We start from the raw sequence: 22,612 nt of genomic DNA, 5'->3' as shown, positions 1-22,612 counted from the left end.
AGGCTAAATGGGTTTCCCCGGAACTTGGATGACCGAGAGCGAAAGCGTCGTCTATCGCGTCGTTCCGAAATGTGCCTGCTCAACGATCGGACAGATCATGTACTACTCCGATCATGGAGAGTTCTTTGACGGGGACATTCATGACGCCAAGGGTGGCATGCACAAATGGGCCATCGAAGACAGCCAAAAGCTGATAGAGGCTAACGTTCAGGCGCATAAGTCCTATGCCTTCACCTGCGTTCGAAACCCCTACACCCGCATCCTGTCATCCTTCTTCGACAAGATTTGCGGCATTCAGCGTAACGGCAAGCGGTATCGTGGTAACCTTGTCCCGCTTTTGATCCAGAAATACGGGATCGAGGTCGGCGACCCTGATAACGGGTTCGAGTTCGACCAGATCCAGTCCTTCCGCCGCTTTCTGCTGTTTGCGCGCGACACCATCCGCTGGCGCAGGCCCATGGACCCGGACATTCACTGGTCGGCCATGTCGGGCCATGTTTCGACCTTCATCGTAAACGGTGGGCGTTACGACAACATCTTCTTCACCGAGAAGTTTAACGAAGGGATGCAAAGCGTCCTTGATGCGATCAAGACGCCCAAGCCCGTCGATCTGGCCTCTGTCCCGCGCTTCAACGAATCCGAAGGCCACGGCCCAAAGCGGGCGCATCCGGTCGAAGACTATTTCGACGACCTGTCGATGCACCTTGTGTGGGAGATGTATCACCGTGACTTCAAGCTGTTCCAATACGACTTTGAGAACCCAGGTAACAAGATGCCCTTGGGCGAGGTCGATCTGGACGAAGTGCACGCGAAACTCGGGGATTAGAAATAGGTCACGTGCCGCAATCTGAAGACATCTCTGCCCTGGCGCCAAGGCCGGACCGCTCTGCCTTGATCAACCAACCTTTGGCCACTGCACCGTGGGAGAAGCCGCGCTTCAGCTCGATCCCCGGCACCGAAGCCATTGGTCCCGATGACTGGCTGCACATCAGCGATACCTACGCCGGGCAGATGCAGGAAAGGTTGCATCTGATCCAAGCGAACAGGGATGCCGTTATCGGACAAACCGAAGAGGCCGGCCCCGCGATCGCAGAGCTGCTCGAGCGGGTGCTGGATATCTTGCGCACCAATCCACAATACCGGTTCCAAGGGGATTTCGTTACCTGCCCCGATGGCCGCGAGGTTCAGCTTGGCGATCCGCTGACCACTTTGGCGCAGCTGGTGCAGGAAGATCTCTGCCTGCTGGAAAGCCGCGGCGATGAATACCAGCTTGTCGCCGCCGTTCTTTGCTTTCCATCGGGTTGGACCCTTGCCGAGAAACTGGGTCGCTCCATGATCCGCATTCACGCGCCGGTTTCTGTCTATGACGAGATGGCCGCGAAACGGGTTGGCCGGCTGATGAACGGTGTTCAACCGGACCGGCCGATCATGCGGTGGAACGGGAATTTCAAATCGGACGCCGAGCTATTCACACCGGAAACCGAGGCCGATCACCACAGGCCGAGGCAAAAAGAGACACCGGAATATTTCAGGTCGGAACGCCAATGTCTGGTGCGCCTGCCAGAAACGCGGGCGATCCTGTTTTCGATCCACACCTATCAATGGCGGCTTGATGACTTGCCGGTGTCGCCGCCACAAACGCTGGATTGACGCATAAAATCTGGCTTCAATCCCCGTAAAAACCCCGTCATACAGGCTGAAATCCAATCTCTCAGAGGGTCAAACCATGAAAGCACGCATCAAATGGGCCGAGAACCGGACCTTCATCGGCACCTCAGGCACTGGCCACTCCATTGTGCTGGGCACCAAACATGGCGACAGCGATGCCACCCCGGGCCCGTCCCCGATGGAACTGGTGCTTCTGGGGACCGGCGGCTGCTCTGCCTATGACGTCGTGTCGATCCTAGAGAAAAGCCGTCAAAACATCGAAGACGTTCAGGTTGAAATGACCGCTGAGCGGGCCGAGACGGACCCCAAGGTTTTCGTGAAGGTCCATCTGCACTTCATCGTCATCGGTCGCGGTGTCGATCAAAAGCGGGTTGAGCGCGCGATTGCCCTGTCGGTAGACAAGTACTGCTCTGCCTCGGCGATGGTCGCTAAGTCCGCCGAGGTCACGCATGATTTCGAAGTCATTGAAGCGGGCGAGTAAGCCTTAGCTCAGTCCCTGCTCTGCAAAGACGACCTTCAGGGGGCGTTTGGGGCGGGGGCCAATGTGGCCGATCACCTCGGATGCCGCCGCGACACCCATCTTGCCGCTGGTTTCAAGGTCTTTGCCCGAAGCCAGACCATAGATGAAACCGGCGGCGAACTGGTCGCCTGCGCCGGTCGCGTCGACGGGTGTCGTCTCTTTCACCGGAACGTGGATCTCTTGGTCGTCGGCGCGGATTACCACCGGGTCGCCCGAGCGGGTGCAGACCACCAGCGGGCAGACCATGGCGACCTCTTGCATCGCAGTGGCCAGATCGTCGGTCTCGTAAAGCGATTTCCACTCATGTTCGTTACCGATGACGAAATCCATCTCGTCCTCAATCAGCTGCTTGAAGCTTTCGCGGTGACGATCCACGCAGAACGGGTCTGACAGGGACAGCCCCGCCTGACCACCGGCGTGACGGCAGGCTGCGGCTGCAGCGCGGAAGGCGGATTTTCCCTTGTCCTTGTCGAACAGGTACCCTTCCAAGAACAGGAACCGCGCCTCTTCCATGACCGCCGGGTCCACATCGTCGTCAGAGAACTCTGCGCCCGCCCCCAGATAGGTGTTCATCGAGCGTTCGCCATCGGGGCTGACAAAAATCATCGATCGCGACGTCGGGTTCGCGTCATCATCGGTCGGCGGGTTCGGGAAGGCGGTGCCTTCTTCGATCATCTGTTCTTCGTAGAACTGGCCCAGAGGGTCGTTCTTCACCCGGCCCACAAAGGCCGTCGACAGGCCAAGCGACCCGATACCAGCCAGCGTGTTCCCAACGGACCCACCCGGTGCCTGAACCCGGTTTTGCATGGCGGCGTACAACAGCTCTGCCCGCTCGCGTTCAACCAACTGCATGATGCCCTTGCTGATCCCCATATTGGCGAGGAACTGATCGTCAGATTGAGAGATCACGTCCACGATCGCATTGCCGATGCCGACGACGTCATATTTCTTGGTCACAGGGTCTTCTCCTCGAACGGGCACAGGTCCCGGATGATGCAATTGGTGCAGACGGGCTTGCGCGCCTTGCAGGTATAGCGGCCGTGCAGGATCAGCCAGTGATGGGCGTGCTGCTGAAACTCGGCCGGGATGTTGTCTTCGATGGCGCGTTCGACCGCGTCCACGTTTTTGCCGACGGCGATACCGGTGCGGTTGCCGACGCGGAAGATATGGGTGTCGACCGCTTGCGCGGGCTGTTTGAACCACATGTTCAGAACCACGTTGGCGGTCTTGCGGCCCACACCCGGCAGCGATTGCAGCGCCGCGCGGGACGAGGGCACTTCGCCATCGTATTCCTCGACCAGAATGCGGCTTAGCTTGATGACGTTCTTCGCCTTCTGGCGGAACAGTCCGATGGTCTTGATATGCTCGATCAGGCCTTCTTCGCCCAGATCCAGCATCTTCTGCGGCGTGTCCGCCACCTTGAACAGCTCTTTTGTCGCCTTGTTCACCCCTGCGTCCGTGGCCTGCGCCGACAGGGCGACAGCCACGACCAACGTATAGACGTTGACGTGATCCAGCTCTCCTTTCGGCTCGGGGTCGAGTTCGCGGAAGCGGGTAAAGATCTCGTGGATCTGGTGATATCCAAGCTGCTTGGCCATGGGCCGGATATGCACCGTCTGAACCAATGCGGCAAGCCCTCTGGCACGATTGCACAAGTTCCGGGTCGCTTACGCCACGGCCTTTGCTATCTTGATGGTGAAGAGAGGACCCAATGCCCAACGACCACAGCCCAGAATTCGGTTATCACTATGCCACCATGCGTCGCGCGATCGAACGGATTGATGGCGCCGACGCGCCTTTGTCGCTAGAGGATCTGGCCGCCGAGATGAACATGTCCCCGGCCCATTTCCAAAAGACCTTCACGGCATGGGTGGGTGTCTCGCCGAAACGGTTTCAGCAGTACCTGACCCTTGGCCACGCCAAATCGCTGCTGCGCGAGCGGTTCACCACTTTGGAAGCCGCCGATGCCGTTGGCCTGTCAGGCTCTGGCCGGTTGCACGACCTGTTCCTGCGTTGGGAAGCGATGAGCCCCGGCGACTATGCCAAGGGCGGCGCGGGTTTGACCATCCGCTACGGGTTCTTCGACAGCCCGTTCGGAGAGGCATTGGTGATGGCGACCGGCAAGGGCCTTTGCGGCTTGGCCTTTACAGCTGAATGCGGACGAGAGGCGGCAATGGAAGACATGACGGCGCGCTGGCCCGCGGCGACATTCACCGAAGACCCCTCATTGGACGCGCTGGCCGATGCGATTTTTACCTGTAGTGGCGAAGCGACGCTTCACCTGATCGGGCGCCCCCTTCAGATCAAGGTTTGGGAGGCATTGCTGTCGATCCCATCGGGGCAGGTTTCGACCTATTCCGAGATCGCACAAGCCATCGGGTCTCCTAAAGCTGTCCGTGCCGTGGGCACGGCTGTTGGCCAAAATCCGATCTGCTTCCTGATCCCTTGTCACCGCGCCCTGCGAAAATCAGGCGGTTTGGGGGGCTATCACTGGGGTTTGCCCGTCAAAAGGGCCATGTTGGCGTGGGAAGCCGCCCGTGCAGATGCGGGGAAAATTGCCTGATTGACCTCAGATATGAGGAGGCCTCTTAGCACGGTCAATCAAAACCCTTATATTAGGGTCAGACTGTTTAAGAGTAGAGAGAGGTCACCATGGCCCGTACTAAATCCCTGATCCTTCTAGCCACCGCTGGAACCATGGCGCTTGCCGCCTGTACCCCGGTCGAACAACCCACGGAAGACCCGAACCGCCGGACCAAGGAGGGCGCCATGATCGGTGCTGCCGCAGGTGCTGCGATTGGCATCCTGACAGGCGACAGCGCGAGCGAACGCCGCCGAGGCGCCGTATTGGGTGCTGCCGTTGGCGGGATCGCCGGTGCTGCGATCGGCAATAACCTGGACAAACAGGCAGCCGAGCTGAACCGCGATCTGTCCAACAATGTCGAGGTTATCAACACCGGCAAAGAGCTGATCGTCGTCATGCCGCAGGATATCCTGTTCGACTTCAACAGCGCCGCCCTGCGTCCGGAACTGCGTTCTGACCTTGCTGTTCTTGCCTCTAGCCTGAACGATTATCCTGACACCACTGTCGACGTGATCGGCCACACCGACAACATCGGTGACGCGGGCTATAACCAAGACCTGTCGGCACGCCGTGCCCAGTCGGTCACGCGCGTTCTGTCCGCTAACGGTGTTGCGCTTTACCGTTTGCGTGCCATCGGTCGCGGCGAATCCGAGCCCGTCGCCACCAACCAGACGGAAGCGGGCCGTGCCCAGAACCGTCGCGTCGAAATCATCATCCGACCGACCAAATAAGACACAGGCCGGGGCTGGTACTTTACCAGCCCCGCTTGCTCTGCGCGACTGCCGGTCATATGGTTTGACCAATTCAAAATGGGGACGCGCAATGCCCTTCGAGAAAATTCAACCAGAGAAGCTCTCGGCTGCTGTGGTGCGCCAGATTGAGCTTTTAATCCTTCGCGGCATTCTGCGTCCCGGCGAGCGTCTGCCTGCTGAGCGTGAGCTTTCCGACAAGCTGGGTGTCTCGCGCCCCTCTTTGCGTGAAGCCATTGCCGACCTGCAAGACCGGAACCTGCTGGAAACCCGCGCCGGTGCCGGGGTCTTTGTAACCGACCATCTGGGTTGGGGGTTTTCCGACGCTTTGGCCACGCTGTTTGCCCGCCATGACGAGGCCGTCTTCGATTATGTCGCCTTTCGTCGCGACATGGAGGGGCTTGCCGCCGAACGCGCAGCCGAGGCCGGATCTGACACAGATCTTGCTGTTGTTGCAGAGATCTATGCCAAGATGGAAGAGGCCCACTCCAAGCGGAACCCCGCGGATGAGGCTCGTCTGGACGCCGATTTCCACCTTGCGATAATCGAGGCCAGCCACAACGTGATCATGCTGCATATGATGCGAGCCATGTACCGGCTGCTGCGCGAAGGCGTGTTCTATAACCGCAAAATCCTGTTCCGCCAGCGTACGACCCGAGACCGGCTGCTAGAGCAGCACCGCGTGATTAACGACGCGCTTCAGGCTCGCGACGGCCCCGGGGCCCGCACCGCGGTCAAAGACCATCTGGATTTTGTCGAAAAGGCCCTGTCAGATCACCTTTTGGCCGAGCGGCACGAGGCGATCGCCAAGCAGCGGCTGGATCAGGAAAAAGAACGCGGTTAACGGCTGGTTTACCATCGCGCCGGTTTCAGTCCGGTTGGGATTGGCAATTGGTTAGTATCACAGCCAATCTTGCTTTTGGTTTGAACTTTGCGTCGCCGATTAGTCGCTCTTCTATTTTCACTTTTTACCGGAACGGCCGTTATGGCCGAGGATCTGTGGACGCATACCTGTGGGCCGGGCACATTTCCCTGCCGTGTTACGGCCGGGCCAATCGTCATTTGGCGGGACTATATGGGGCACCTTCAAGGGCAGTTACAGCACCCAGATACGGTTCGGGCCTTTCTGCGAAACGGCAACCAACGAAGAGCTTTGGGAGAAGGTCGGCATTTGGGTCTGACCGAGTTCCATCTGGCGCTTCTGGCCAGCCCCCGCGCGCGGATCGAGTTAGAATTCTCGGACAAAAAGATTCTGGTCCTGTCAGGGCCGTCACTCGTGCGCGCCATTCAGGCACTACCAGCACCCGACACGTCACCGATCCCCGGCCCATTGTCGAAATTCGCGGCCGAGGCCGACCAACGCATCGCTGCCCCGGGTTTTCTGGTGCCCTCCACCAAGCCGCAGGTAGAGTTCTCTATCCGCTCGCAGGGAGGGTAATCAATCTTTTCGGAAACTGGCCGTTAGCCAATGGCGTCAAAGAAACCGGGGATATCAGCGGGGATACTGTCTAAGGAACTTGGCTTCCGAGTGTCAGCTTTGCCATAGAGGCCCAAACGCAATGTTGTGAATCGCCTCCAGAACGATGGCATTCGTGTTCAGGCTGTAGGCCTCGTTCACAGCGCCGGAGGTTTCATAGATACCCGCAGGCCAGCCTTTTTCTGGATCCCCAAGGTCGTTGATATGGGTGCGTAAAAGCGCGGTGTATTCAGTCTGGTACAGCGCATCCCACGCAAAGATAGACTTCACGCTAAGCGTTCTAAGCTCGTCATAGCGTTTGCCGTTTTCATTTACGACGGCCCAGGCATCCCCGTTAGAGTGAACTGCGGAATACAGAAAATATGGGTCCTGATCGACGTGGTCCTCGGACACCATGGTCAGGGTGCCAGTCGCCAGATATCGCGCTTCTTGCGCCCGATATACGCGAGACGCCAGAAGCGCGGTCTCGCTGTCCAGACCAAGTTCTAGCCCTTGCAAGATGAACGGTTCACTCAAAATGGGCGTAATGGCCCGAAAGATGGAATGATCGCGCTTGTCGACGGGAACCTGCACCTCTAGCACGTCTTCCCATTTCAGCACCGGTCGCGCCGATATCACACCCAAAACATCTAGCCCCCAAAGCGCCGAGGCGCGCGCCGCATATTGTTCGTACCCGATCCGACCCTCTTGCGGATAGGTGACCTCATCCCCTTCTTTCAACGCACCGACCAACTGGCCGCCCTTGGTCATGGCGTCCAATTGCCAGCGTCCCAGCAGTTGTCGAATCTGCGGGCCGTACTTTGGTTCGATCCGTTCAACTGCACGCAAAGCAGAGAGAATGCGCGCAACGTCCAGTGCGGACCAGCCGATCCCGTCTTCCACCGCATTGTTCTGATAGTCCACCATGGCCAAAGTCTCTGTGTGATACACTTTGTTCGGCAGTTTCCCGTCAAAAAGTGGAAGCCGTTCGAACGTGTTCAGAAACTGTTCCAGTCTGAAGTCAAGTTCGGCGCGATTGATCAGGCCAATCCGATACGCGGACAGCATTGCCAGCACGTAAGAGCCCTGATCCCACAGCGTGGTAGACGGAAAGCCCGCCACAGAATCCACCAGACCGGTTTCAGGACGCGTGTTCGCCTGTATATAGGTCCAGGCGATCGTGGCCGCCGTTAGGTCGTCAGGGGTCAGGGCGCGTCTAGGCGCGACAGCCAGCTCTTCCTTCGCACTTTGAAGCGAGGCAAGTGTTTGTGCTTGAGACAGCAGTCGCCCACCCTGATCCAACCCCACAGAGGCACCGGCTGCGACAAGAAGACCCGTCATAAACACCAGACCCGAACGGCTTTCCGATAGTTTAAATGGCATCAGCTTTTACTCCTTCGGGCTAGGTGGCGCGGACGGCTTGCAGCTCGGCTTCGGGTGACCACCAGTAAAGGCGAACGACCATCCACACGGCGAAGGCATTCCAGCTGCACCAGAAGATATTCACGATCGTTTTGCTTGGGGTGTATCCGGGAAGCTCTAAAAGCGTTGCGATGATCCCGAACACCGCTGCGGCTGCCATGATCGCAAGAACTATGAAATTGGGGATAAGGCGCTTGGCGGCGCCTGCAAGCCCGGGCACCTTTGGTGTTGGCGGAAACCGAGGTTTGCGCCCCCGCAGAACCAACCACAACGCTTTCCACTGCAGAGGTAGGCAGCCAATCGTAACAAGCCGACCAGCGGTCGTATTATAGCCCTTGCAGCCAACCATGGTCGCGACTTCCGCCATGATCAGCGGTGGTAGCAGGTGCAGGAAGAAGTCCAGAGAGTACGCATTCACAGGCGCAACCCCTGTGAACAACGACAGGACCGGGGCCATCAGCAAGACCGACAGCCAGAGAATAGACAGGTAAGACCAGAACGTCGCCGCATAGTGCAACTTTGTCTTTAGCGGCATGCCCTTTCGCCACAGCGGGTTGGCGTTAAGCATGATGTCAAAAGTGCCACCTGCGTATTTCAGGCGTTGAGAGGTCCAGGCCTCGACCGACCATGGCGAAAGCATCCGTGCCTCGGCTTGTGGATGATAGACCGACTTCCAACCGGACTGGGGATCGCTATGCATCAGAATGGATGTGAAGATGTCTTCAGAGACATGAAAGCGAAATGGCTGCGCGGGGGTCGCGCGCAAGGAAGCTTTGGCCCTATCCTTCGTTTCAGGCAGAAACTTTTGATACGCGTCCATGTCCTTTCCAAGCTGCCGAAGGGCATCATGGAAAATCGCCTCTCTTCGGTGAATTGACCCCGCCCCGCAGCAAAACGATGCATGGTCCCGATTGCGACGACGCTGAATCACGTCGAAGAAGACATTCGGGTTGGCCATGAACGGGTCTTTAAGTTTGCTTCCCTTGGTTTCGCCCGGCACGTCGTAGAACCAATGAGGTGTCTGCACCCAAGCGACCTTGGGATCCCGGAAATACCCGAGTGTATTTTCAAGCATCGTGGGAAGAACCCGCGTATCCGCGTCAAGGATAACGACGAAATCCCCGTTCGTTTTGAAAAGGGCATTTCGCAGATTACCGGCTTTGAAGCCTATGTTGTTCTTTCGGGTCAGATATTCCACGCCATGGGATTGGGCCAACTGTGCGATCTCTGCCCGATTGCCGTCATCCAACAGGTATGTGTGAAGTTGCATATTGCGCGGAACCCGCAGCGTTTTCAGAGCCTGAATAGATGCCTCTAACAGAGCGGCGGATTCATCGCAGGTGGTCAGGAAAACATCTATATGGATCGGGCCGTCGCCCTCTAGCCCGGCGTCTTGTCGCGTTGCTGGCGGCTCTTTTCGCGGAGTATCGCCTTCCTTCCAGATGTCGAAGAAAAACAAGACAAGGCCAAGGAAGGCGAGGGTTTCGGCGCCGACTATGAGAACCGAGAAAGCCATGGCATCGGGATTGAGCGAACTTGTCCAGCGCCAGTGCAGGTACCATACGCCCAAGCCGATGCAGAGGCCTGCCAGCAAGTGCCACAAAGACTCTTGCCAGTCTTTCATGGCGGGAAAATGCGGAGGCATTCGATTGTCGAAGTGACGAAAATAGGTCTCTGTGGTGACCTTTGTCGCGGGATCTTTGGTTGTGTCCATACGCTAGGTTAGTTCCCATTTCCGGGCGCATTCGCCTCTTTGAAGTCTTCTAGAAATGCATCGGCCGCGCGCAGGATTGCATCATATTCGGTCAGCGTTTCCCCATGTTTGGGCTTCGTTGAAAAGGACCAGACCCCGACGGACAGCTTTGTCCTTAGATCACGGGACAACAAAGCGGTTTGGCTGAGGCTGGCGAAAACTGAAAACGTATATTCGCAGGTGCTGTCGTCATCGGAGAATGAGAAGAACAGGTTGAACTTCGGTTGGCCGGGCAGTCGAGCGGATTCATCCGGGCTAACCACAATCAAGCCGGCATCGCGAAACTTGCGCGTAAAGGCCTCGTGAAGGCGTTGGCCGAACACATTGCTTTCCCCCGGGGGCGGCTTCAGTTTCCGAAGGTCCAATCCGACCCCAACCAGCCCCCGAAGGGCGTCCAGCCTATCGGACAAAAGCTGTAATTCGGGGTTGGTTTCCAGATAGGCCACCGCTCCGTGTTGCTGGCAGACGTGCGGTGCATCCTTGGCCGGACCAAGGCGGCCGCGTTCATAGACGCCTTGGTCTTGTTGGAACAATTTTTGAAGTTGAGGGGTAACTTTGTCGGATAGAAGCGTTGCGCGATAGTCGCGGCTGAACACACAGGCCGCCCCTTTTGGGCAGCCTGTACCGCTAAGCCCTTCTTTCTCCCAAAGGATCCAGAAGCGATCCTCTACCTGTGGGAAGGATTGAGCGGTCGCAACTGCGGGCATTGCGGCGATAACGGCCGAGATCGCCAAGGCTTTGAAAGTAGACGTCATGCCAATTTCTCCTGTGGTTCTTGCAGGACGTCCAATTCTGGAATTTCATGAGGTATCGTCAGCAGATGGCGCGGCGCTGCCGGCGCAGATAGCGAGAGTTGACGGTCGTTCAGGACAAGCTTGCCATCCACCAGCGCGCCCGTTTCCAGCGTCTGATCTGAAAGTATGATTGAATTCCGCACAAGCGTTCTTGATGGGATTTTGACGCCAGCACCGATAACCACCGGGCCGATCAAACGGACATTGCGCGGCACTTCAGCGCCATCACCGATGAACACCGGGCCAGTGATCTTCGCCCGGGCAGAGACACGGCTGCCTGCCCCGTGCCAGATACCTGCTTCAGCGGCGGTGCCAAATGGCAAGACACCGTCAATCGGACTGGTCATCAAGCTGGTCAGAACGTGTTGATATGATGTGACGCTATTGACGTGCAGCAGGCGCGCGCCCGCGCGGTAGACCGCAACTTTGCGCTTCTTGCGACGGAGGAAGCAGGCAAGTTCCGACAATGATTGGCAGCCATCGGTAGGAAGATGGGGGATAAGTTCCGGACGGATCATAATCCCGCTTGGTTCCCACAGGTCCATGTCCTGATCCGAAGGCGCGCCATTGGTGCCTTCTTCGGTGACCATCACGCTAAGATCAGCCCGGCTGTCTTTGTGGTGTTCGACAAATGCGCCTAGATCAGCCGTGTTCAGTTGGTCACCCGGTAAGATCAGTAGATCGTCCTGTCCGGAAATCTGACTGTCCACAAGGTGGCGCAACAGCGATCCTAATTCTTCCGACGCAGCGCCCATTTCAGCGCCAAGCAAGAACTGTGATTGCCCGATCACCTGTTCACCAGACAAGTAAGAGGCCAGCCGCCGCGCATTTCGACCCGGTTTCAGATAGGTAATCGAGCAACCATAGTCTGCCAACCCATCCAGCACCCTGTGGATAAGGGGTTTGCCCAACACATCCAGCATCTCTGAGGGTCCGGCTTGGTCCAGAATGCCGCGAGATTGAGAACTGCAGAAGACCACGCAGCGCAGACCGCGCAAATGGCAGCGCTTGAATTGAGAGGAGCGAAGCGCATTTGGCAGGTCCTTATAGATCGGTAACCCCCGATAAAGGCCCAGTTGCTCTATCAGTCGCAGCAGCTTTTCAGGGGGGCTGCATATCCCGATTTCCTGATCACGGCGAAGGCTGACCAATTCAACCAGTGCGGCAAGCCCGCCCGCCGACACACGGCGCAAGCCCGACAGTTCCAAAATGATCCCGATTTTGCCTTGGCGTTGCATCACGTCGCAAAGCTCTTCCAGGCGCTCAAGGCTATTGGCATGCAATTCGCCCCCTGTTGCGTGGAATATGGCAATTCCATTGCCCTGGAATTTGACATCAAGCAGCATTCTGACGCTCCTGTTCGTTGGTGGAGACGCGGCGTAGTGTGGGAAGTGGGCCAAGGCCCACGACCCAGGCAAAGAGCACTGATCGCGAGAGCATAATGACCAGAAATGTCGTTGCTGGCAGGGCGAAACTCAGCTTTACCAAAACCTGCATTACCGGCGCCCATCCCACATCGCGCAACGCGACCTCTGCCAGATCCAGAAAGATCGGGTGGCACAGGTAAATCCCAAATGAATAGGGGGCGATCCGTGAGATAACGGCGGGCCAACGCCAGTGCCCGCAGCACATACAAAAAAGAAACAAGAGCGCAGGCATCAGGAAGTCGGCCCAGAACCCGGCGGTATAGGAATGTGGCCATGCCCCAAGTTGTACGGTTTTCCACGCACCCACGGATTTTACGAGGATCAGCAGCGTGGCTGCGAAGCCCAGTATCGGAAGCCATGCCTCTCGTTGCTTCGTGCTGGATTTTTCCAAAATACCAAGCGCGGCACCAGCGATCAGGCCGTAGCCCACATAGGTCAGGATTTTGACGGCGCGCACCAGATAAGGCAGCGCTTGCGTGTCTACGAAAGCAGACCACAGGAACCCATCCAACTCTCGCTTGACCAAGAGGCATACCAGAACGCCGAAGCCAATCGCGGGCCAGCGCCGCGCACATTTGAAAAGTGGGAAAAACAGCACCAATCCAAAGAGCGTTGGCAGGAAATGCATGTGGTATTTGATGTCACCCAGCACGAAAAACCCAACCCACTCCATCGGGTTGGAGAGTTGCCCTAGCAACGCCGGGGTATATCCAAAGGCATCCGCCTTGATCAGGTTGTATCCGGCGTAAAAAACGACCCAGAACGCAAAGGGCAGCAAAAGACGCCGCATCTGCTGGCGAACCGTCTGCCCATAACTGCGGGGGCGATGTTCCAATGCGAGTAGTAGAAGGAAGGCCGAAATGATCAGGAAAAGCTCTGTCCGGGCGGAATAGATGATGGTGCGAATGACGATCGGCCCGACCCTGTCGGCGGGCGGATAGTTGACCCACGGCTGCCCGTTGGGATCGGCGGTCGCATGCAGAACGACCATCGATACACCGGCGGTCAACCGCAGCGCATCCAGCCATACCATTCGTTGCGAAGTGTCCATCCATCTCTCCGATTCAGGGCATGGGCAGCATGCGAACGGAGTCCGAACAAAGCGTAAATCTTATAGAAAAATCAGATAGGTGCGCGTTCACTCTTTATTAGCGCCTGACGCCTATTCCGGGTGTCATGGAAGGAGAGTCACCATGATGCGACTGCGTCGATGCTTTGCTGTGTTCGGGGGTATGATCTGGGTGGCGACCCCGGTCCATGCGCAGGCCCTGACAGAGGCCGATTGTAAGGAAATTCTGGTTCAATACGGTGTCGTGGCGCCTGGGTGTTCCCCCGCGCCGGTTACTGTGGCCGCCGTTGTTTTACCGCCCAAACTGCCCGCGCCCGCCGCCAGTACTGCGGCATTCGCACCGCAACCCGCCGGGCCCCTTACGGATCGTCTGCGGGAAAGCCATATCTTTTTTTCTGAAGGTGGCGTGTCCCTGCGCGCAGAGGCTCAACTCCAGTTACAGAAACTGGCCCGTGTTTTGGAAACCGAACCTTTGGCTGACGCCTGTCTGAAATTGGTGGGCCATTCGGATTCGGTCGGGGCAGAGGCCGCCAACCTGATCCTGTCTCGTCAACGGGCACAGGCTGTTGGCCGCTATCTGGCGACCCATTTGCAAGACCCGGCACGCATCGAACAAATGGTCGGGCTTGGAGAGGGGCAGCCGCTTCCGGGGTTGGCGACCACCGCACGGGAAAACAGGCGTGTAGAAATACTGGCCCGGCAGTGCCCGGCCTCTTAAACTGCGTAGAAATAGCGTGAAAATGAAAAGCCCGAGGCGTTGCCTCGGGCTTTTGGGTTAAACGGTCTCTAGCCGTTCGATTTCGTCTTTAATCCGGAGCTTTTGTTTCTTGAGTTCAGCGATTGTGAGATCATCGGATCCTGGACTGCGCTGTACTCGTTCAACGCGCTCTGACAGGGATTGATGTTTCTTACGGAGTTCTTGCAAGTGTGAACTCAGGCTCATGGACCAACTCCTTTTCTATTTTGTGTAAGATAAGTCGATCACAGAATCTGAGTCGTGTCACGCTGCTGTTGCAAAATACCTAGGCGGAAAAGTGCTTAGGTTTTTAACGAACCTGTCGGCCAAGGGAATTCGCGGCCATTGCGCAAAACATCGGCGATTGCGGAAGCGTAATCATCTTTGTCTGTCAGATGGGTTTCGCCGTCGTGCAGGGTGACCGGCGGCAGCAAAGCAAAGGGCGCGCGCCCCCCCTTGATCGCGCGGATCAGAACCAGCTTGGCGCGCCGGCCCACGCGCGGGGCCAGCGGCAGGATTTCGACGCTGCCCAAGCGATCATCCATCGCGGCGAGCAGATCTGCCAGTCTTTCGGTCCGCAGGATCATTGTCAGATGACCGCGGGCGGCAAGGCGCCGGGTGGCCGCATCCACCCATTTCGACAGCGGGGTGGCCTCACCAAAGGCAGTTTCGCGGCCCGGGTCCTTGGCCGGATGGCTTTTGTTGCGATCAAAGTAGGGAGGGTTTGCAATTACGTGGTCAAAACTTTGCTGCCGAACCTCGGACGGAAGCTTGGCCAGATCGGCCTCAAACACAGCTAAAGGAAGGCTGTTTTCTTCGGCATTTCTGCGCGCCAACCCGCTGTATTCTGCCTGAAGTTCAATTCCGGTGATTTGCAGGTCTGGCACTCGCGCAGCAAGGCACAGGCTCGCCACGCCCACACCGCAGCCCAATTCCAAAACTCGCTGCCCCGGTTTGGCGGGGACGGCCGAGGCCAGAAAAACCGCGTCCACCCCGGCGCGGTAGCCGGTTTTGGGTTGCCAGACCTGAAGCCGTCCGCCCAGAAACTTGTCGCGTGTGAGCGTGTCGTCAGCCATTGTCTAATTGCACGTCATTGTCGCGCAAAACAGCGCTGGCGCGGAAGTGATCCTTGTCGCGCACCATGATCCGACGCGGCAATATGCCGATGCTGCCCTCAAGGACGCTCATGTGGACATCCATCGGGAAGCAGTCTATCTCTTCGCCGCGAAGAAGGGCGGTGACGAAGGCCACCAGGGTGGGGTCGTTTGTACGCAAAAGCTCTTTCATATTCATGGACATAAGGGCATCTACCCCGATTTGTCGAGCAAGGTGACGAGAGCGTGATGGGTCTGGACAGCGCAGCAATCAAACCGCACGAGCGGCTAGGCAAGTATCTGGCGTCGGATATGGCGGCAGTGAATGAGCTGATCCGGGACCGAATGGCCTCGAAACACGCGCCCCGCATCCCAGAGGTCACAGCCCATCTGGTCGAAGCCGGTGGCAAGCGCCTGCGCCCGATGCTGACCTTGGCATCCGCCCGTTTGTGCGGGTACGACGGGCCGTTTCACGTACATCTGGCTGCGACGGTCGAGTTCATTCACACCGCGACCCTGTTGCACGACGACGTTGTCGACGAAAGCGCGCAGCGTCGGGGGCGACCGACCGCTAACCTGTTGTGGGACAACAAATCTTCGGTTCTGGTGGGGGATTACCTGTTCTCGCGCTCGTTCCAGTTGATGGTCGAAACCGGGTCGATCCGGGTGCTGGATATTCTGGCCAATGCCTCTGCCACGATCGCCGAGGGCGAGGTTCTGCAACTGACCGCCGCACAGGATTTGGCGACCACCGAAGAGATCTATCTGCAAGTGGTGCGCGGCAAGACAGCGGCACTGTTTTCGGCAGCGACGCAGGTTGGCGGCGTGATTGCCAAGGTTGATCCGGCGGTTGAGCAGGCGCTTTATGACTATGGTGACGCGCTTGGGATTTGCTTCCAGATCGTGGACGACCTGCTGGACTATGGCGGAGATACGAAGGCGACGGGCAAGAATGTTGGCGATGATTTCCGCGAGCGTAAGCTGACCCTGCCCGTGATCAAAGCTGTTGCGCGCGCCGATGCGGCAGAGCGCGACTTCTGGAAGCGCACCATTGAGAAGGGCAAACAGGAAGACGGCGACCTAGAGCACGCCTTGGACCTGCTGGCCAAACATAACGCGATGGAAGATGCGCGGGCGGATGCGTTGGGATGGGCCGCGACGGCGAAAGCCGCGTTGGAAAACCTGCCCGAGCATGAGTTGCGCGAAATGCTACGCGATCTGGCAGATTACGTGGTCGCGCGGATCAGCTGACCTTCGGCAGAGAAAGCTCAAACTGATCGCCTAGGAACCCACCTGCGACCCACCAGTCGGGATGGTCGGTGTAAAGGCGTTCGGTCGCGGCGTAACAGCTGTCTTTGTTGGGGAAAATTCCGAAACATGTGGCGCCAGAGCCTGACATGCGGGCCAGCATGCAGTCTGGCTCTGCTTCCAGCGCGTTCAAGACCTTTCCGATTTCGGGGGCAAGCGCCAATGCGGGCTCTTGCAGATCGTTTCGTTGATCCGTCAGCCACGGAACGAAATCCTGAACGCCCTTAAAAGCGGGCAACGTTTCAGGCATCGGTGGGTTGGTTTTGCTTTTCAAAGCGCGGAACACGGCGGGCGTACTGACCTCGACGCGCGGGTTGATCAGGATTGCGGGGATCGGCCCGAGAGGCGAGATATACTCGATCTCATCGCCGATGCCGCTGACGCGAGCTGGCCGGTTAAGCAGGCACATGGGAATGTCTGCCCCCAAAGCCGCAAGCTTTTGACCTACCGCGTCGGCCAGTTCCGGATCATCCCAATCCTTCGCAAGGCCCCAGAAAACCATCAGGCCCCGCACAATCGCGGCAGCGTCTGCAGACCCCCCGCCAATGCCAGAGGCTGACGGCAGGTTCTTGGTCAGCGTAATCGCGGCCCCGCGATCGTCGGCAAACATTGCCGCCGCTTTCAGGACGAGGTTATCCATGTCGGCGGGCACACCTGCGCCTTCGGGGCCTTCGACGGTCAACGACAACGTGTTGCCGTGCGAGATGTCCAAGCGGTCATGTACGGGGGCAAAGGCCACCAGACTGTCCAGCAGGTGATAGCCATCGTCGCGCTGGCCGGTCACATGCAAGCTCAGGTTCACCTTCGCCGGAGCGAGAACCGAAACGGCGTTGGATCGGGATGCCATGGGGTCTTTGTCTTAGTCTTGCGCGACGGTCAGAGGATCAGCGCCTTCTTCTTCCAGCACTTTGTCGAGGCCAATCTCTAGTTTGCGGCGGATGCGGTCAGGACTAAGCTCGACCGGAACATCGTCGGGGTCGATGAAGGACAGGGCGCGTTTCCACTGGAATTCGGCCTCGATCTTGCGGCCAACGGCCCAAAGGACGTCACCTAGGTGGTCATTCACGATCGGATCGATCGGTTCCAGCTCGACCGCGCGCTCCATGTGGACAACGGCTTCGTCATAGCGGCCAAGGCGGTACAGGCCCCAGCCCAGACTGTCAGTGATATAGCCGTCATTCGGGCGTGACGCGACCGCCCGTTTGATCATATCCAGCGCCTCGTCCAGCTTTTCGCGCTTTTCGACCAGCGAGTAGCCAAGATAGTTCAGAACCTGCGGCTGGTCCGGGCGCAGCTCTAGCGCCTTGCGAAAATCAGCCTCTGCCATTGGCCAGCGACCTTCGCGTTCATGGGTCACTCCACGGGCATAATAGATGAACCAGTGGTCCTCATCGACCTCGTCGTAAAGGCCAAGCGCCGTGTCATAGGCCTTGGTCGCGGCATCATATGTTTCTTGCCGGCGCAACAGATCACCAAGATTGACATGAACGATGGGGATCATGCCGTGGGTTTTGGCCAGCTGGCTTAGGACCTCAATCGCGGCGTCGATCTTGTCCTGCTGTTCCAGGGCGCTGGCCCGTCCTAGTTCGGCCTGATAGAACAGCGGGCTTTCAGTTGGAACGCGGGAATAGGCCTGGCTGGCCAGATCGAGCTGTTCCAGCCCTTCCAGAAGGGTGGCCGTCATCAGCATCGCGTCGACGTGGCCCGGGCGCAGAAACTCTGCAAGCCGTGAATAGATCAGGGTATAGCTTTCAGCCGCCTCGCCATTCAGCGCCGAGGCTGTGGTATAGAACACCTCTGCAGCGCCGTCCTTGGGGTTGGTGATGGTCTCGAACGGCAGCGTTTCGCCAGCTTCCAGACGCTCGACAAGCGAGGTGAGGGCAGGGTCCAGCGTAGTGCCGAAGAGGTCGTTAATAACTGCGACGGCGTCGTTGTTGCGTTCCAGCTGGCTTAAGATTTCGACATGGGCCAACACCATGCGGCGGTCGCCATAAAGGGGCTGGTCACCGCCTGTGAAGATCGCGTCCGCGCCTTCGAAATCACCTACCAGCGCAAGGGCCAGTGCCCGGTGATAATCGGCAAACATCATAAAGCCGGTGTCTTCGCCGGTCTCTTCGAACGCGTCCAGCGCATCGGTGACCTGACCATTGCCGAAAAGGGCCCAAGCCCCCAGCATTCCGTCGACCAGTGGCCCGACAGACAACCCAGCTTCCTGATCAGCGAGGACAACATCAAAATCGCCGCGCTCTAGCTCGGCCGCGACAAGGATCATGCGCGATGCCTGACTGTCGGCGCCCAGATCGACGATGCGGCGGGCGATGGGTACCGCCCGTTCAACGCGGCCCAGACCCAGATAGGCCAGCATCGCGTTTTCCAGCAGCAGAACGTTTGACGGGTCAAGCGCCAGTGCGCGTGTGAAATACTGCGAGGCAGCTTCGAAATCGCTGTAGAACCCCGCGTGGCGCGCGGCCAGATAGGACCCTGATAGGCTATTTTGCGCAAAGACAGGGGAAGCGACGCCAATGGTGGCGCACAGGGCAAGGGCGATACGGCGAATGGTTTGGGTCGGCAAAACGGCTCTCCGGCGACTAACATATGAAAGGTAGTCACCCTTCGCCCCGAAGGCAATGAGGCCCCGCCAATTTGGGGGGCCTCATGTCGTAACTGTTACATGTTGGGATAGTTTGGCCCGTCACCGCCCTGTGGGGTGACCCAGTTGATATTCTGGCTGGGATCCTTGATGTCGCAGGTTTTACAGTGGACGCAGTTCTGGAAGTTGATCTGGAACTTGGGTCCAAAGTCACCCTCGATCACCTCGTACACACCGGCCGGGCAATAGCGCTGCGCGGGCTCGGCGAATTTCGACAGGTTGACCGAGATTGGAATCTCGGGGTCTTTCAGCTGCAGGTGGCAGGGCTGCTCTTCCTCGTGGTTGGTGAACGAGTAGGACACGTTGGTCAGACGGTCGAAGGACAGGGTGCCGTCGGGCTTGGGATAGTCGATCGGCTTGAAGCGCATCGCGCCCTTGGTTGCCGCGGCGTCCGTCTTGCCGTGGCTCAAGGTGCCCAAGGGGTTCTTGCCAAAGATGCTGGCCACCCACATGTCGAAGCCGCCGCCAACCAGCGAGGTCAGCATGCCGTATTTCGACCACAGCGGCTTTACGTTGCGCACCTTCTTCAGGTCCTTGGCGACCGGACCCGATTTCAAGGCCTTGTCATAGGTTCCCAGAAGGTCGCTTTCACGGCCTTCGCCAAGGGCTTTCACAACGGCCTCGGCCGCGTGCATGCCGGAATACATTGCGTTGTGGTTACCCTTGATCCGCGGCACGTTCACCAGACCGGCGGAACAGCCCAACAGCGCGCCACCAGGGAATTCGACCTGCGGGATCGACTGCCAGCCACCTTCGGAAATCGCACGGGCGCCATAGGCGACACGCTTGCCACCTTTCAGCAGCTCGGCAACCATCGGGTGGTGCTTGAAGCGTTGGAATTCCATGTATGGGAACAGGTAGGGGTTTTCATAGTTCAGGTGAACAACGAAGCCCACGTACACTTGGTTGTTGTCCAGGTGATAGATGAACGACCCGCCACCGGCGTTCGAGCCCAAGGGCCAGCCCATCGTGTGGGTCACGGTGCCTTCCTTGTGCTTCTCCGGGTCGATCTCCCAGATCTCTTTCATGCCGATGCCGAATTTCTGGGGATCGCTGTTCGCGCCCAGATCGTATTTCGCCATGACCTCTTTCGACAGAGAGCCGCGGACGCCTTCGCCCAGAAGCACGTATTTGCCGTAAAGGATCATGCCCGGCTCGTAGCCATCGCCGGGGGTGCCATCGGGGTTTTTGCCGAACTCACCGGCAACCACACCTTTGACCTCACCGTTCTCACCATAAACCAGTTCCGAGCAGGACATGCCCGGGAAAATCTCGACGCCCAGTTCTTCGGCCTGTTCGGCCATCCAGCGGCAGACATTACCCATCGAGACGATGTAGTTGCCGTGATTGTTCATCAGGGGCGGCATGGGGAAGTTCGGGATGCGCATCGCACCGCCCTTGCCAAGGACATAGAAGTTGTCCTTTTTCACCGGAACGGTGATCGGCGCGCCTTTGGCTTTCCAGTCGGGGATCAGCTTGTTCAGGGCGCAAGGGTCCAGAACTGCGCCGGACAGGATGTGGGCGCCAACTTCAGAGCCCTTTTCCAGCACTACGACGCTTAGGTCTTCGTTCAGCTGTTTCAGGCGGATCGCCGCAGACAGGCCCGCCGGACCCGCCCCCACGATCACAACATCGTATTCCATCGACTCGCGTTCGACCGTCATTTTGCGCGCCTCTTCCCTTACGTTAATCTTTGTGTCGAACGAGCGTTATCCTACGCACCCCCGCGTGGTCAATTGTGACGCTGCATCACAGCATGGGAATTCAGCTGGTTTAGCGATAACGGGTAATAATCTACCCCACCCCCTTGCATTCCTTTGGCCAGTCAGGTTGGTTGGTGCGACAAAGAGAATGACGGCGACAGATTTCAAATTCGCCACAAGACGTCCGAAGAGTACGATGGAAAAGATACCGATGACCCGCGCGGGCCATACCGCGCTTGATGCAGAATTGAAGCAGCTCAAAACCGAAGAGCGTCCCGCCATCATCAAGGCGATCGCCGATGCGCGCGAGCATGGTGACCTGTCGGAAAACGCCGAATATCATTCGGCGCGCGAAAAACAGAGCTTCATCGAAGGCCGCATCAAAGAGCTGGAGGGGATGATCTCTTTGGCGGATGTCATCGACCCGAAATCTCTGTCTGGTTCGATCAAGTTTGGCGCGACGGTGACCATCGTCGATGAAGAGACCGACGAAGAGAAGACCTATCAGATCGTGGGTGAGGCCGAGGCCGACATCGAACGCGGTCTGCTGAACATCAAATCTCCGCTTGCCCGTGCCCTGATCGGCAAGGACGAAGGCGACAGTGTAGAGGTCCGCACCCCCGGCGGTGTGAAAGACTACGAGGTTCTGAACATCGAATATGTCTGACGAGGCTGACACGACGGTCGATGACACCAAGGACGCCCCGTTCCGCATGGGGATCTTCGGAGACCATCCTGACCGTCGCATGTTTTCCGCAGCAGACCTGATCGCCCTGGTGCTCAGCGTGTTCTGGGCAGGGGTCTGCCTGCTGTTTTTCCTGATGGTCGGGTTCGAGGGCGAAGCGACGCCCCTGACCTATTTCCTGACAACCGTTGGTGTTGCCATGCCCATCGGCATGTTCTGGCTTGCGGCTTCGGCTGCCAATAGTGCGCAGCGTGTGCGCGAGGAATCTGACCGCATTCACGAAGCCATCGACGCGATCCGGCACGTTTATATCGAGCAACAGCAAGAACACACCAGCGCGGGCCTGCCCCCTGCCGTGGAAAAGCGTCTGGCCGAGATCGAGGCACTGGCCACCAATGCGCAGCGTTCGATCGCGTCCATGCCGCACCCAGATGCGGTCGCAGCCACCCCGGCACCGGCACAAGAACCGCAAGAGCCACAGCCGGAACTTGCGCTGGACGCACCAGTCGAGCCCGAACCAGTGGTGCTTGGGATCCCCGATATTATCCGGGCGTTGAACTTCCCCGAAGACGGCTCTGACAAGGCGGGTTTCAGCGCCATGCGTGCCGCCTATGAAGATCATCGCACCTCTGGGCTGATGCGGGCGGCACAGGATCTGCTGACCATGCTCAGCGAAGAGGGCATCTATATGGATGACCTGCGCCCCGACCGAACCCGGCCCGAGCTTTGGCGCCGCTTTGCAGAAGGGGAGCGTGGGGCTGCAATCGCCGGGCTTGGCGCCATTCGGGATCGTTCCAGCCTGTCACTGACCTCTGCCCGAATGCGGCAGGACACGGTGTTCCGTGACACTGCGCATCACTTTCTAAACAGGTTCGATCGGGTTTTGACCGAACTCGCACCGCAGGCCAGCGACGAAGAGTTGGTGCGCCTGTCGGATACCCGCACGGCACGCGCTTTCATGCTGCTCAGCCGGGTCAGCGGCACCTTTGGGTAG

General features: G+C 58.3%; 24 protein-coding genes. 11 read left to right on the top strand and 13 right to left on the bottom strand.

Annotated elements, in window-relative coordinates; all coding sequences use genetic code 11:
* The first annotated feature begins 7 nt into the window (after positions 1-7).
* The 3 genes from CLM58_RS01570 (at position 8) to CLM58_RS01560 (ending at position 2,149) form a co-directional block, all read left to right on the top strand.
* Positions 8-826: a sulfotransferase family protein gene (locus CLM58_RS01570; RefSeq protein WP_095594155.1), complete on the top strand. Its 819-nt coding sequence runs from the start codon at positions 8-10 to the stop codon at positions 824-826.
* An 11-nt stretch (positions 827-837) separates the two neighbouring features.
* On the top strand, positions 838-1,650 hold the full coding sequence (locus CLM58_RS01565; RefSeq protein ID WP_229666171.1) for a heme-dependent oxidative N-demethylase family protein: 813 nt from the start codon (positions 838-840) through the stop codon (positions 1,648-1,650).
* A gap of 76 nt (positions 1,651-1,726) precedes the next feature.
* On the top strand, positions 1,727-2,149 hold the full coding sequence (locus CLM58_RS01560) for an OsmC family protein (protein ID WP_095594154.1): 423 nt from the start codon (positions 1,727-1,729) through the stop codon (positions 2,147-2,149).
* 3 nt (positions 2,150-2,152) lie between these two features.
* Here CLM58_RS01560 and CLM58_RS01555 read toward each other — a convergent pair whose 3' ends face one another.
* Positions 2,153-3,145: an adenosine kinase gene (locus tag CLM58_RS01555; RefSeq protein ID WP_229666170.1), complete on the bottom strand. Its 993-nt coding sequence runs from the start codon at positions 3,143-3,145 to the stop codon at positions 2,153-2,155.
* Entirely contained in the window at positions 3,142-3,786 is a 645-nt protein-coding gene (nth, locus tag CLM58_RS01550; RefSeq protein WP_095594153.1) for an endonuclease III, read from the bottom strand. The genes CLM58_RS01555 and nth overlap by 4 nt, the downstream gene beginning before the upstream one ends.
* A gap of 113 nt (positions 3,787-3,899) precedes the next feature.
* Here nth and CLM58_RS01545 point away from each other — a divergent pair, with 113 nt between their 5' ends.
* From CLM58_RS01545 to CLM58_RS01530, 4 genes are all read left to right on the top strand, one after another.
* Positions 3,900-4,751: a bifunctional helix-turn-helix domain-containing protein/methylated-DNA--[protein]-cysteine S-methyltransferase gene (locus tag CLM58_RS01545; RefSeq protein WP_095594152.1), complete on the top strand. Its 852-nt coding sequence runs from the start codon at positions 3,900-3,902 to the stop codon at positions 4,749-4,751.
* A gap of 89 nt (positions 4,752-4,840) precedes the next feature.
* Positions 4,841-5,503, top strand: coding sequence for an OmpA family protein (locus CLM58_RS01540; RefSeq protein WP_095594151.1), 663 nt, complete (start codon positions 4,841-4,843; stop codon positions 5,501-5,503).
* A 91-nt stretch (positions 5,504-5,594) separates the two neighbouring features.
* Complete coding sequence (locus tag CLM58_RS01535) at positions 5,595-6,365, top strand: FadR/GntR family transcriptional regulator (RefSeq protein ID WP_095594150.1); 771 nt, start codon at positions 5,595-5,597, stop codon at positions 6,363-6,365.
* A 141-nt stretch (positions 6,366-6,506) separates the two neighbouring features.
* Positions 6,507-6,959: a hypothetical protein gene (locus CLM58_RS01530; RefSeq protein WP_095594149.1), complete on the top strand. Its 453-nt coding sequence runs from the start codon at positions 6,507-6,509 to the stop codon at positions 6,957-6,959.
* 93 nt (positions 6,960-7,052) lie between these two features.
* On the opposite strand, the gene CLM58_RS01525 is transcribed toward CLM58_RS01530, so the two are convergent.
* Genes CLM58_RS01525 through CLM58_RS01505 form a run of 5 tightly spaced genes read right to left on the bottom strand, consistent with a single transcriptional unit; the run spans position 7,053 to position 13,424 of the window.
* Positions 7,053-8,360: a DUF3131 domain-containing protein gene (locus CLM58_RS01525; RefSeq protein ID WP_095594148.1), complete on the bottom strand. Its 1,308-nt coding sequence runs from the start codon at positions 8,358-8,360 to the stop codon at positions 7,053-7,055.
* Positions 8,361-8,379: 19 nt separating this feature from the next.
* Positions 8,380-10,113, bottom strand: coding sequence for a glycosyltransferase family 2 protein (locus CLM58_RS01520; protein WP_095594147.1), 1,734 nt, complete (start codon positions 10,111-10,113; stop codon positions 8,380-8,382).
* A gap of 8 nt (positions 10,114-10,121) precedes the next feature.
* Positions 10,122-10,907: a hypothetical protein gene (locus CLM58_RS01515; RefSeq protein ID WP_095594146.1), complete on the bottom strand. Its 786-nt coding sequence runs from the start codon at positions 10,905-10,907 to the stop codon at positions 10,122-10,124.
* The gene (locus CLM58_RS01510; protein WP_095594145.1) at positions 10,904-12,292 is read right to left on the bottom strand and encodes an STAS domain-containing protein; all 1,389 of its coding nucleotides are present in this window, start codon (positions 12,290-12,292) and stop codon (positions 10,904-10,906) included. The genes CLM58_RS01515 and CLM58_RS01510 overlap by 4 nt, the downstream gene beginning before the upstream one ends.
* Positions 12,282-13,424, bottom strand: coding sequence for an acyltransferase (locus CLM58_RS01505; RefSeq protein WP_095594144.1), 1,143 nt, complete (start codon positions 13,422-13,424; stop codon positions 12,282-12,284). Before CLM58_RS01505 ends, CLM58_RS01510 begins: the two co-directional genes overlap by 11 nt.
* A gap of 142 nt (positions 13,425-13,566) precedes the next feature.
* Between CLM58_RS01505 and CLM58_RS01500 the strand changes: the two genes are divergently transcribed.
* A complete protein-coding gene (locus CLM58_RS01500) occupies positions 13,567-14,160 on the top strand; it encodes an OmpA family protein (protein WP_095594143.1) in 594 nt (197 codons plus the stop codon).
* Between the two features lie 57 nt (positions 14,161-14,217).
* On the opposite strand, the gene CLM58_RS01495 is transcribed toward CLM58_RS01500, so the two are convergent.
* The 3 genes from CLM58_RS01495 to CLM58_RS01485 form a co-directional block, all read right to left on the bottom strand.
* Complete coding sequence (locus tag CLM58_RS01495) at positions 14,218-14,385, bottom strand: YdcH family protein (RefSeq protein WP_095594142.1); 168 nt, start codon at positions 14,383-14,385, stop codon at positions 14,218-14,220.
* 95 nt (positions 14,386-14,480) lie between these two features.
* The gene (locus CLM58_RS01490; protein WP_095594141.1) at positions 14,481-15,254 is read right to left on the bottom strand and encodes a tRNA1(Val) (adenine(37)-N6)-methyltransferase; all 774 of its coding nucleotides are present in this window, start codon (positions 15,252-15,254) and stop codon (positions 14,481-14,483) included.
* The gene (locus CLM58_RS01485; RefSeq protein ID WP_095594780.1) at positions 15,247-15,465 is read right to left on the bottom strand and encodes a putative signal transducing protein; all 219 of its coding nucleotides are present in this window, start codon (positions 15,463-15,465) and stop codon (positions 15,247-15,249) included. The genes CLM58_RS01490 and CLM58_RS01485 overlap by 8 nt, the downstream gene beginning before the upstream one ends.
* 56 nt (positions 15,466-15,521) lie before the next feature.
* Here CLM58_RS01485 and CLM58_RS01480 point away from each other — a divergent pair, with 56 nt between their 5' ends.
* Complete coding sequence (locus CLM58_RS01480) at positions 15,522-16,523, top strand: polyprenyl synthetase family protein (protein WP_095594140.1); 1,002 nt, start codon at positions 15,522-15,524, stop codon at positions 16,521-16,523.
* Here the strand turns inward: CLM58_RS01480 and CLM58_RS01475 are convergent.
* The 3 genes from CLM58_RS01475 to CLM58_RS01465 form a co-directional block, all read right to left on the bottom strand.
* A complete protein-coding gene (locus CLM58_RS01475) occupies positions 16,516-17,427 on the bottom strand; it encodes a 4-(cytidine 5'-diphospho)-2-C-methyl-D-erythritol kinase (RefSeq protein ID WP_095594139.1) in 912 nt (303 codons plus the stop codon). The two genes, CLM58_RS01480 and CLM58_RS01475, sit on opposite strands and share 8 nt — an antisense overlap.
* A 12-nt stretch (positions 17,428-17,439) precedes the next feature.
* Complete coding sequence (locus CLM58_RS01470) at positions 17,440-19,152, bottom strand: tetratricopeptide repeat protein (RefSeq protein WP_095594138.1); 1,713 nt, start codon at positions 19,150-19,152, stop codon at positions 17,440-17,442.
* A 95-nt stretch (positions 19,153-19,247) separates the two neighbouring features.
* Entirely contained in the window at positions 19,248-20,894 is a 1,647-nt protein-coding gene (locus CLM58_RS01465) for an electron transfer flavoprotein-ubiquinone oxidoreductase (protein ID WP_095594137.1), read from the bottom strand.
* A 235-nt stretch (positions 20,895-21,129) separates the two neighbouring features.
* Here CLM58_RS01465 and greA point away from each other — a divergent pair, with 235 nt between their 5' ends.
* Together greA and CLM58_RS01455 are read left to right on the top strand one after the other, a co-directional pair.
* Positions 21,130-21,600 (top strand): transcription elongation factor GreA, encoded by a 471-nt coding sequence (gene greA / locus CLM58_RS01460; protein ID WP_095594136.1) that lies wholly within the window; start codon positions 21,130-21,132, stop codon positions 21,598-21,600.
* On the top strand, positions 21,593-22,612 hold the full coding sequence (locus CLM58_RS01455) for a hypothetical protein (RefSeq protein ID WP_229666169.1): 1,020 nt from the start codon (positions 21,593-21,595) through the stop codon (positions 22,610-22,612). The genes greA and CLM58_RS01455 overlap by 8 nt, the downstream gene beginning before the upstream one ends.

Source organism: Actibacterium pelagium, from assembly GCF_002285415.1.
GTDB lineage: Bacteria > Pseudomonadota > Alphaproteobacteria > Rhodobacterales > Rhodobacteraceae > Actibacterium_B > Actibacterium_B pelagium.
Note: the sequence above shows the minus strand (reverse complement) of the source record. Positions and strands in the feature narration are given on the sequence as shown.

Bases quoted from the DNA above. Each gene is read 5' to 3' on its own strand.
- CLM58_RS01570 (WP_095594155.1), top strand. From the start codon at position 8: ATGGGTTTCCCCGGAACTTGGATGACCGAGAGCGAAAGCGTCGTCTAT.
- CLM58_RS01560 (WP_095594154.1), top strand. From the start codon at position 1,727: ATGAAAGCACGCATCAAATGGGCCGAGAACCGGACCTTCATCGGCACC.
- nth (WP_095594153.1), bottom strand. From the start codon at position 3,786: ATGGCCAAGCAGCTTGGATATCACCAGATCCACGAGATCTTTACCCGC.
- CLM58_RS01545 (WP_095594152.1), top strand. From the start codon at position 3,900: ATGCCCAACGACCACAGCCCAGAATTCGGTTATCACTATGCCACCATG.
- CLM58_RS01540 (WP_095594151.1), top strand. From the start codon at position 4,841: ATGGCCCGTACTAAATCCCTGATCCTTCTAGCCACCGCTGGAACCATG.
- CLM58_RS01535 (WP_095594150.1), top strand. From the start codon at position 5,595: ATGCCCTTCGAGAAAATTCAACCAGAGAAGCTCTCGGCTGCTGTGGTG.
- CLM58_RS01530 (WP_095594149.1), top strand. From the start codon at position 6,507: ATGGCCGAGGATCTGTGGACGCATACCTGTGGGCCGGGCACATTTCCC.
- CLM58_RS01525 (WP_095594148.1), bottom strand. From the start codon at position 8,360: ATGCCATTTAAACTATCGGAAAGCCGTTCGGGTCTGGTGTTTATGACG.
- CLM58_RS01520 (WP_095594147.1), bottom strand. From the start codon at position 10,113: ATGGACACAACCAAAGATCCCGCGACAAAGGTCACCACAGAGACCTAT.
- CLM58_RS01515 (WP_095594146.1), bottom strand. From the start codon at position 10,907: ATGACGTCTACTTTCAAAGCCTTGGCGATCTCGGCCGTTATCGCCGCA.
- CLM58_RS01510 (WP_095594145.1), bottom strand. From the start codon at position 12,292: ATGCTGCTTGATGTCAAATTCCAGGGCAATGGAATTGCCATATTCCAC.
- CLM58_RS01505 (WP_095594144.1), bottom strand. From the start codon at position 13,424: ATGGACACTTCGCAACGAATGGTATGGCTGGATGCGCTGCGGTTGACC.
- CLM58_RS01500 (WP_095594143.1), top strand. From the start codon at position 13,567: ATGATGCGACTGCGTCGATGCTTTGCTGTGTTCGGGGGTATGATCTGG.
- CLM58_RS01495 (WP_095594142.1), bottom strand. From the start codon at position 14,385: ATGAGCCTGAGTTCACACTTGCAAGAACTCCGTAAGAAACATCAATCC.
- CLM58_RS01490 (WP_095594141.1), bottom strand. From the start codon at position 15,254: ATGGCTGACGACACGCTCACACGCGACAAGTTTCTGGGCGGACGGCTT.
- CLM58_RS01485 (WP_095594780.1), bottom strand. From the start codon at position 15,465: ATGAAAGAGCTTTTGCGTACAAACGACCCCACCCTGGTGGCCTTCGTC.
- CLM58_RS01480 (WP_095594140.1), top strand. From the start codon at position 15,522: ATGGGTCTGGACAGCGCAGCAATCAAACCGCACGAGCGGCTAGGCAAG.
- CLM58_RS01475 (WP_095594139.1), bottom strand. From the start codon at position 17,427: ATGGCATCCCGATCCAACGCCGTTTCGGTTCTCGCTCCGGCGAAGGTG.
- CLM58_RS01465 (WP_095594137.1), bottom strand. From the start codon at position 20,894: ATGACGGTCGAACGCGAGTCGATGGAATACGATGTTGTGATCGTGGGG.
- greA (WP_095594136.1), top strand. From the start codon at position 21,130: ATGGAAAAGATACCGATGACCCGCGCGGGCCATACCGCGCTTGATGCA.
- CLM58_RS01455 (WP_229666169.1), top strand. From the start codon at position 21,593: ATGTCTGACGAGGCTGACACGACGGTCGATGACACCAAGGACGCCCCG.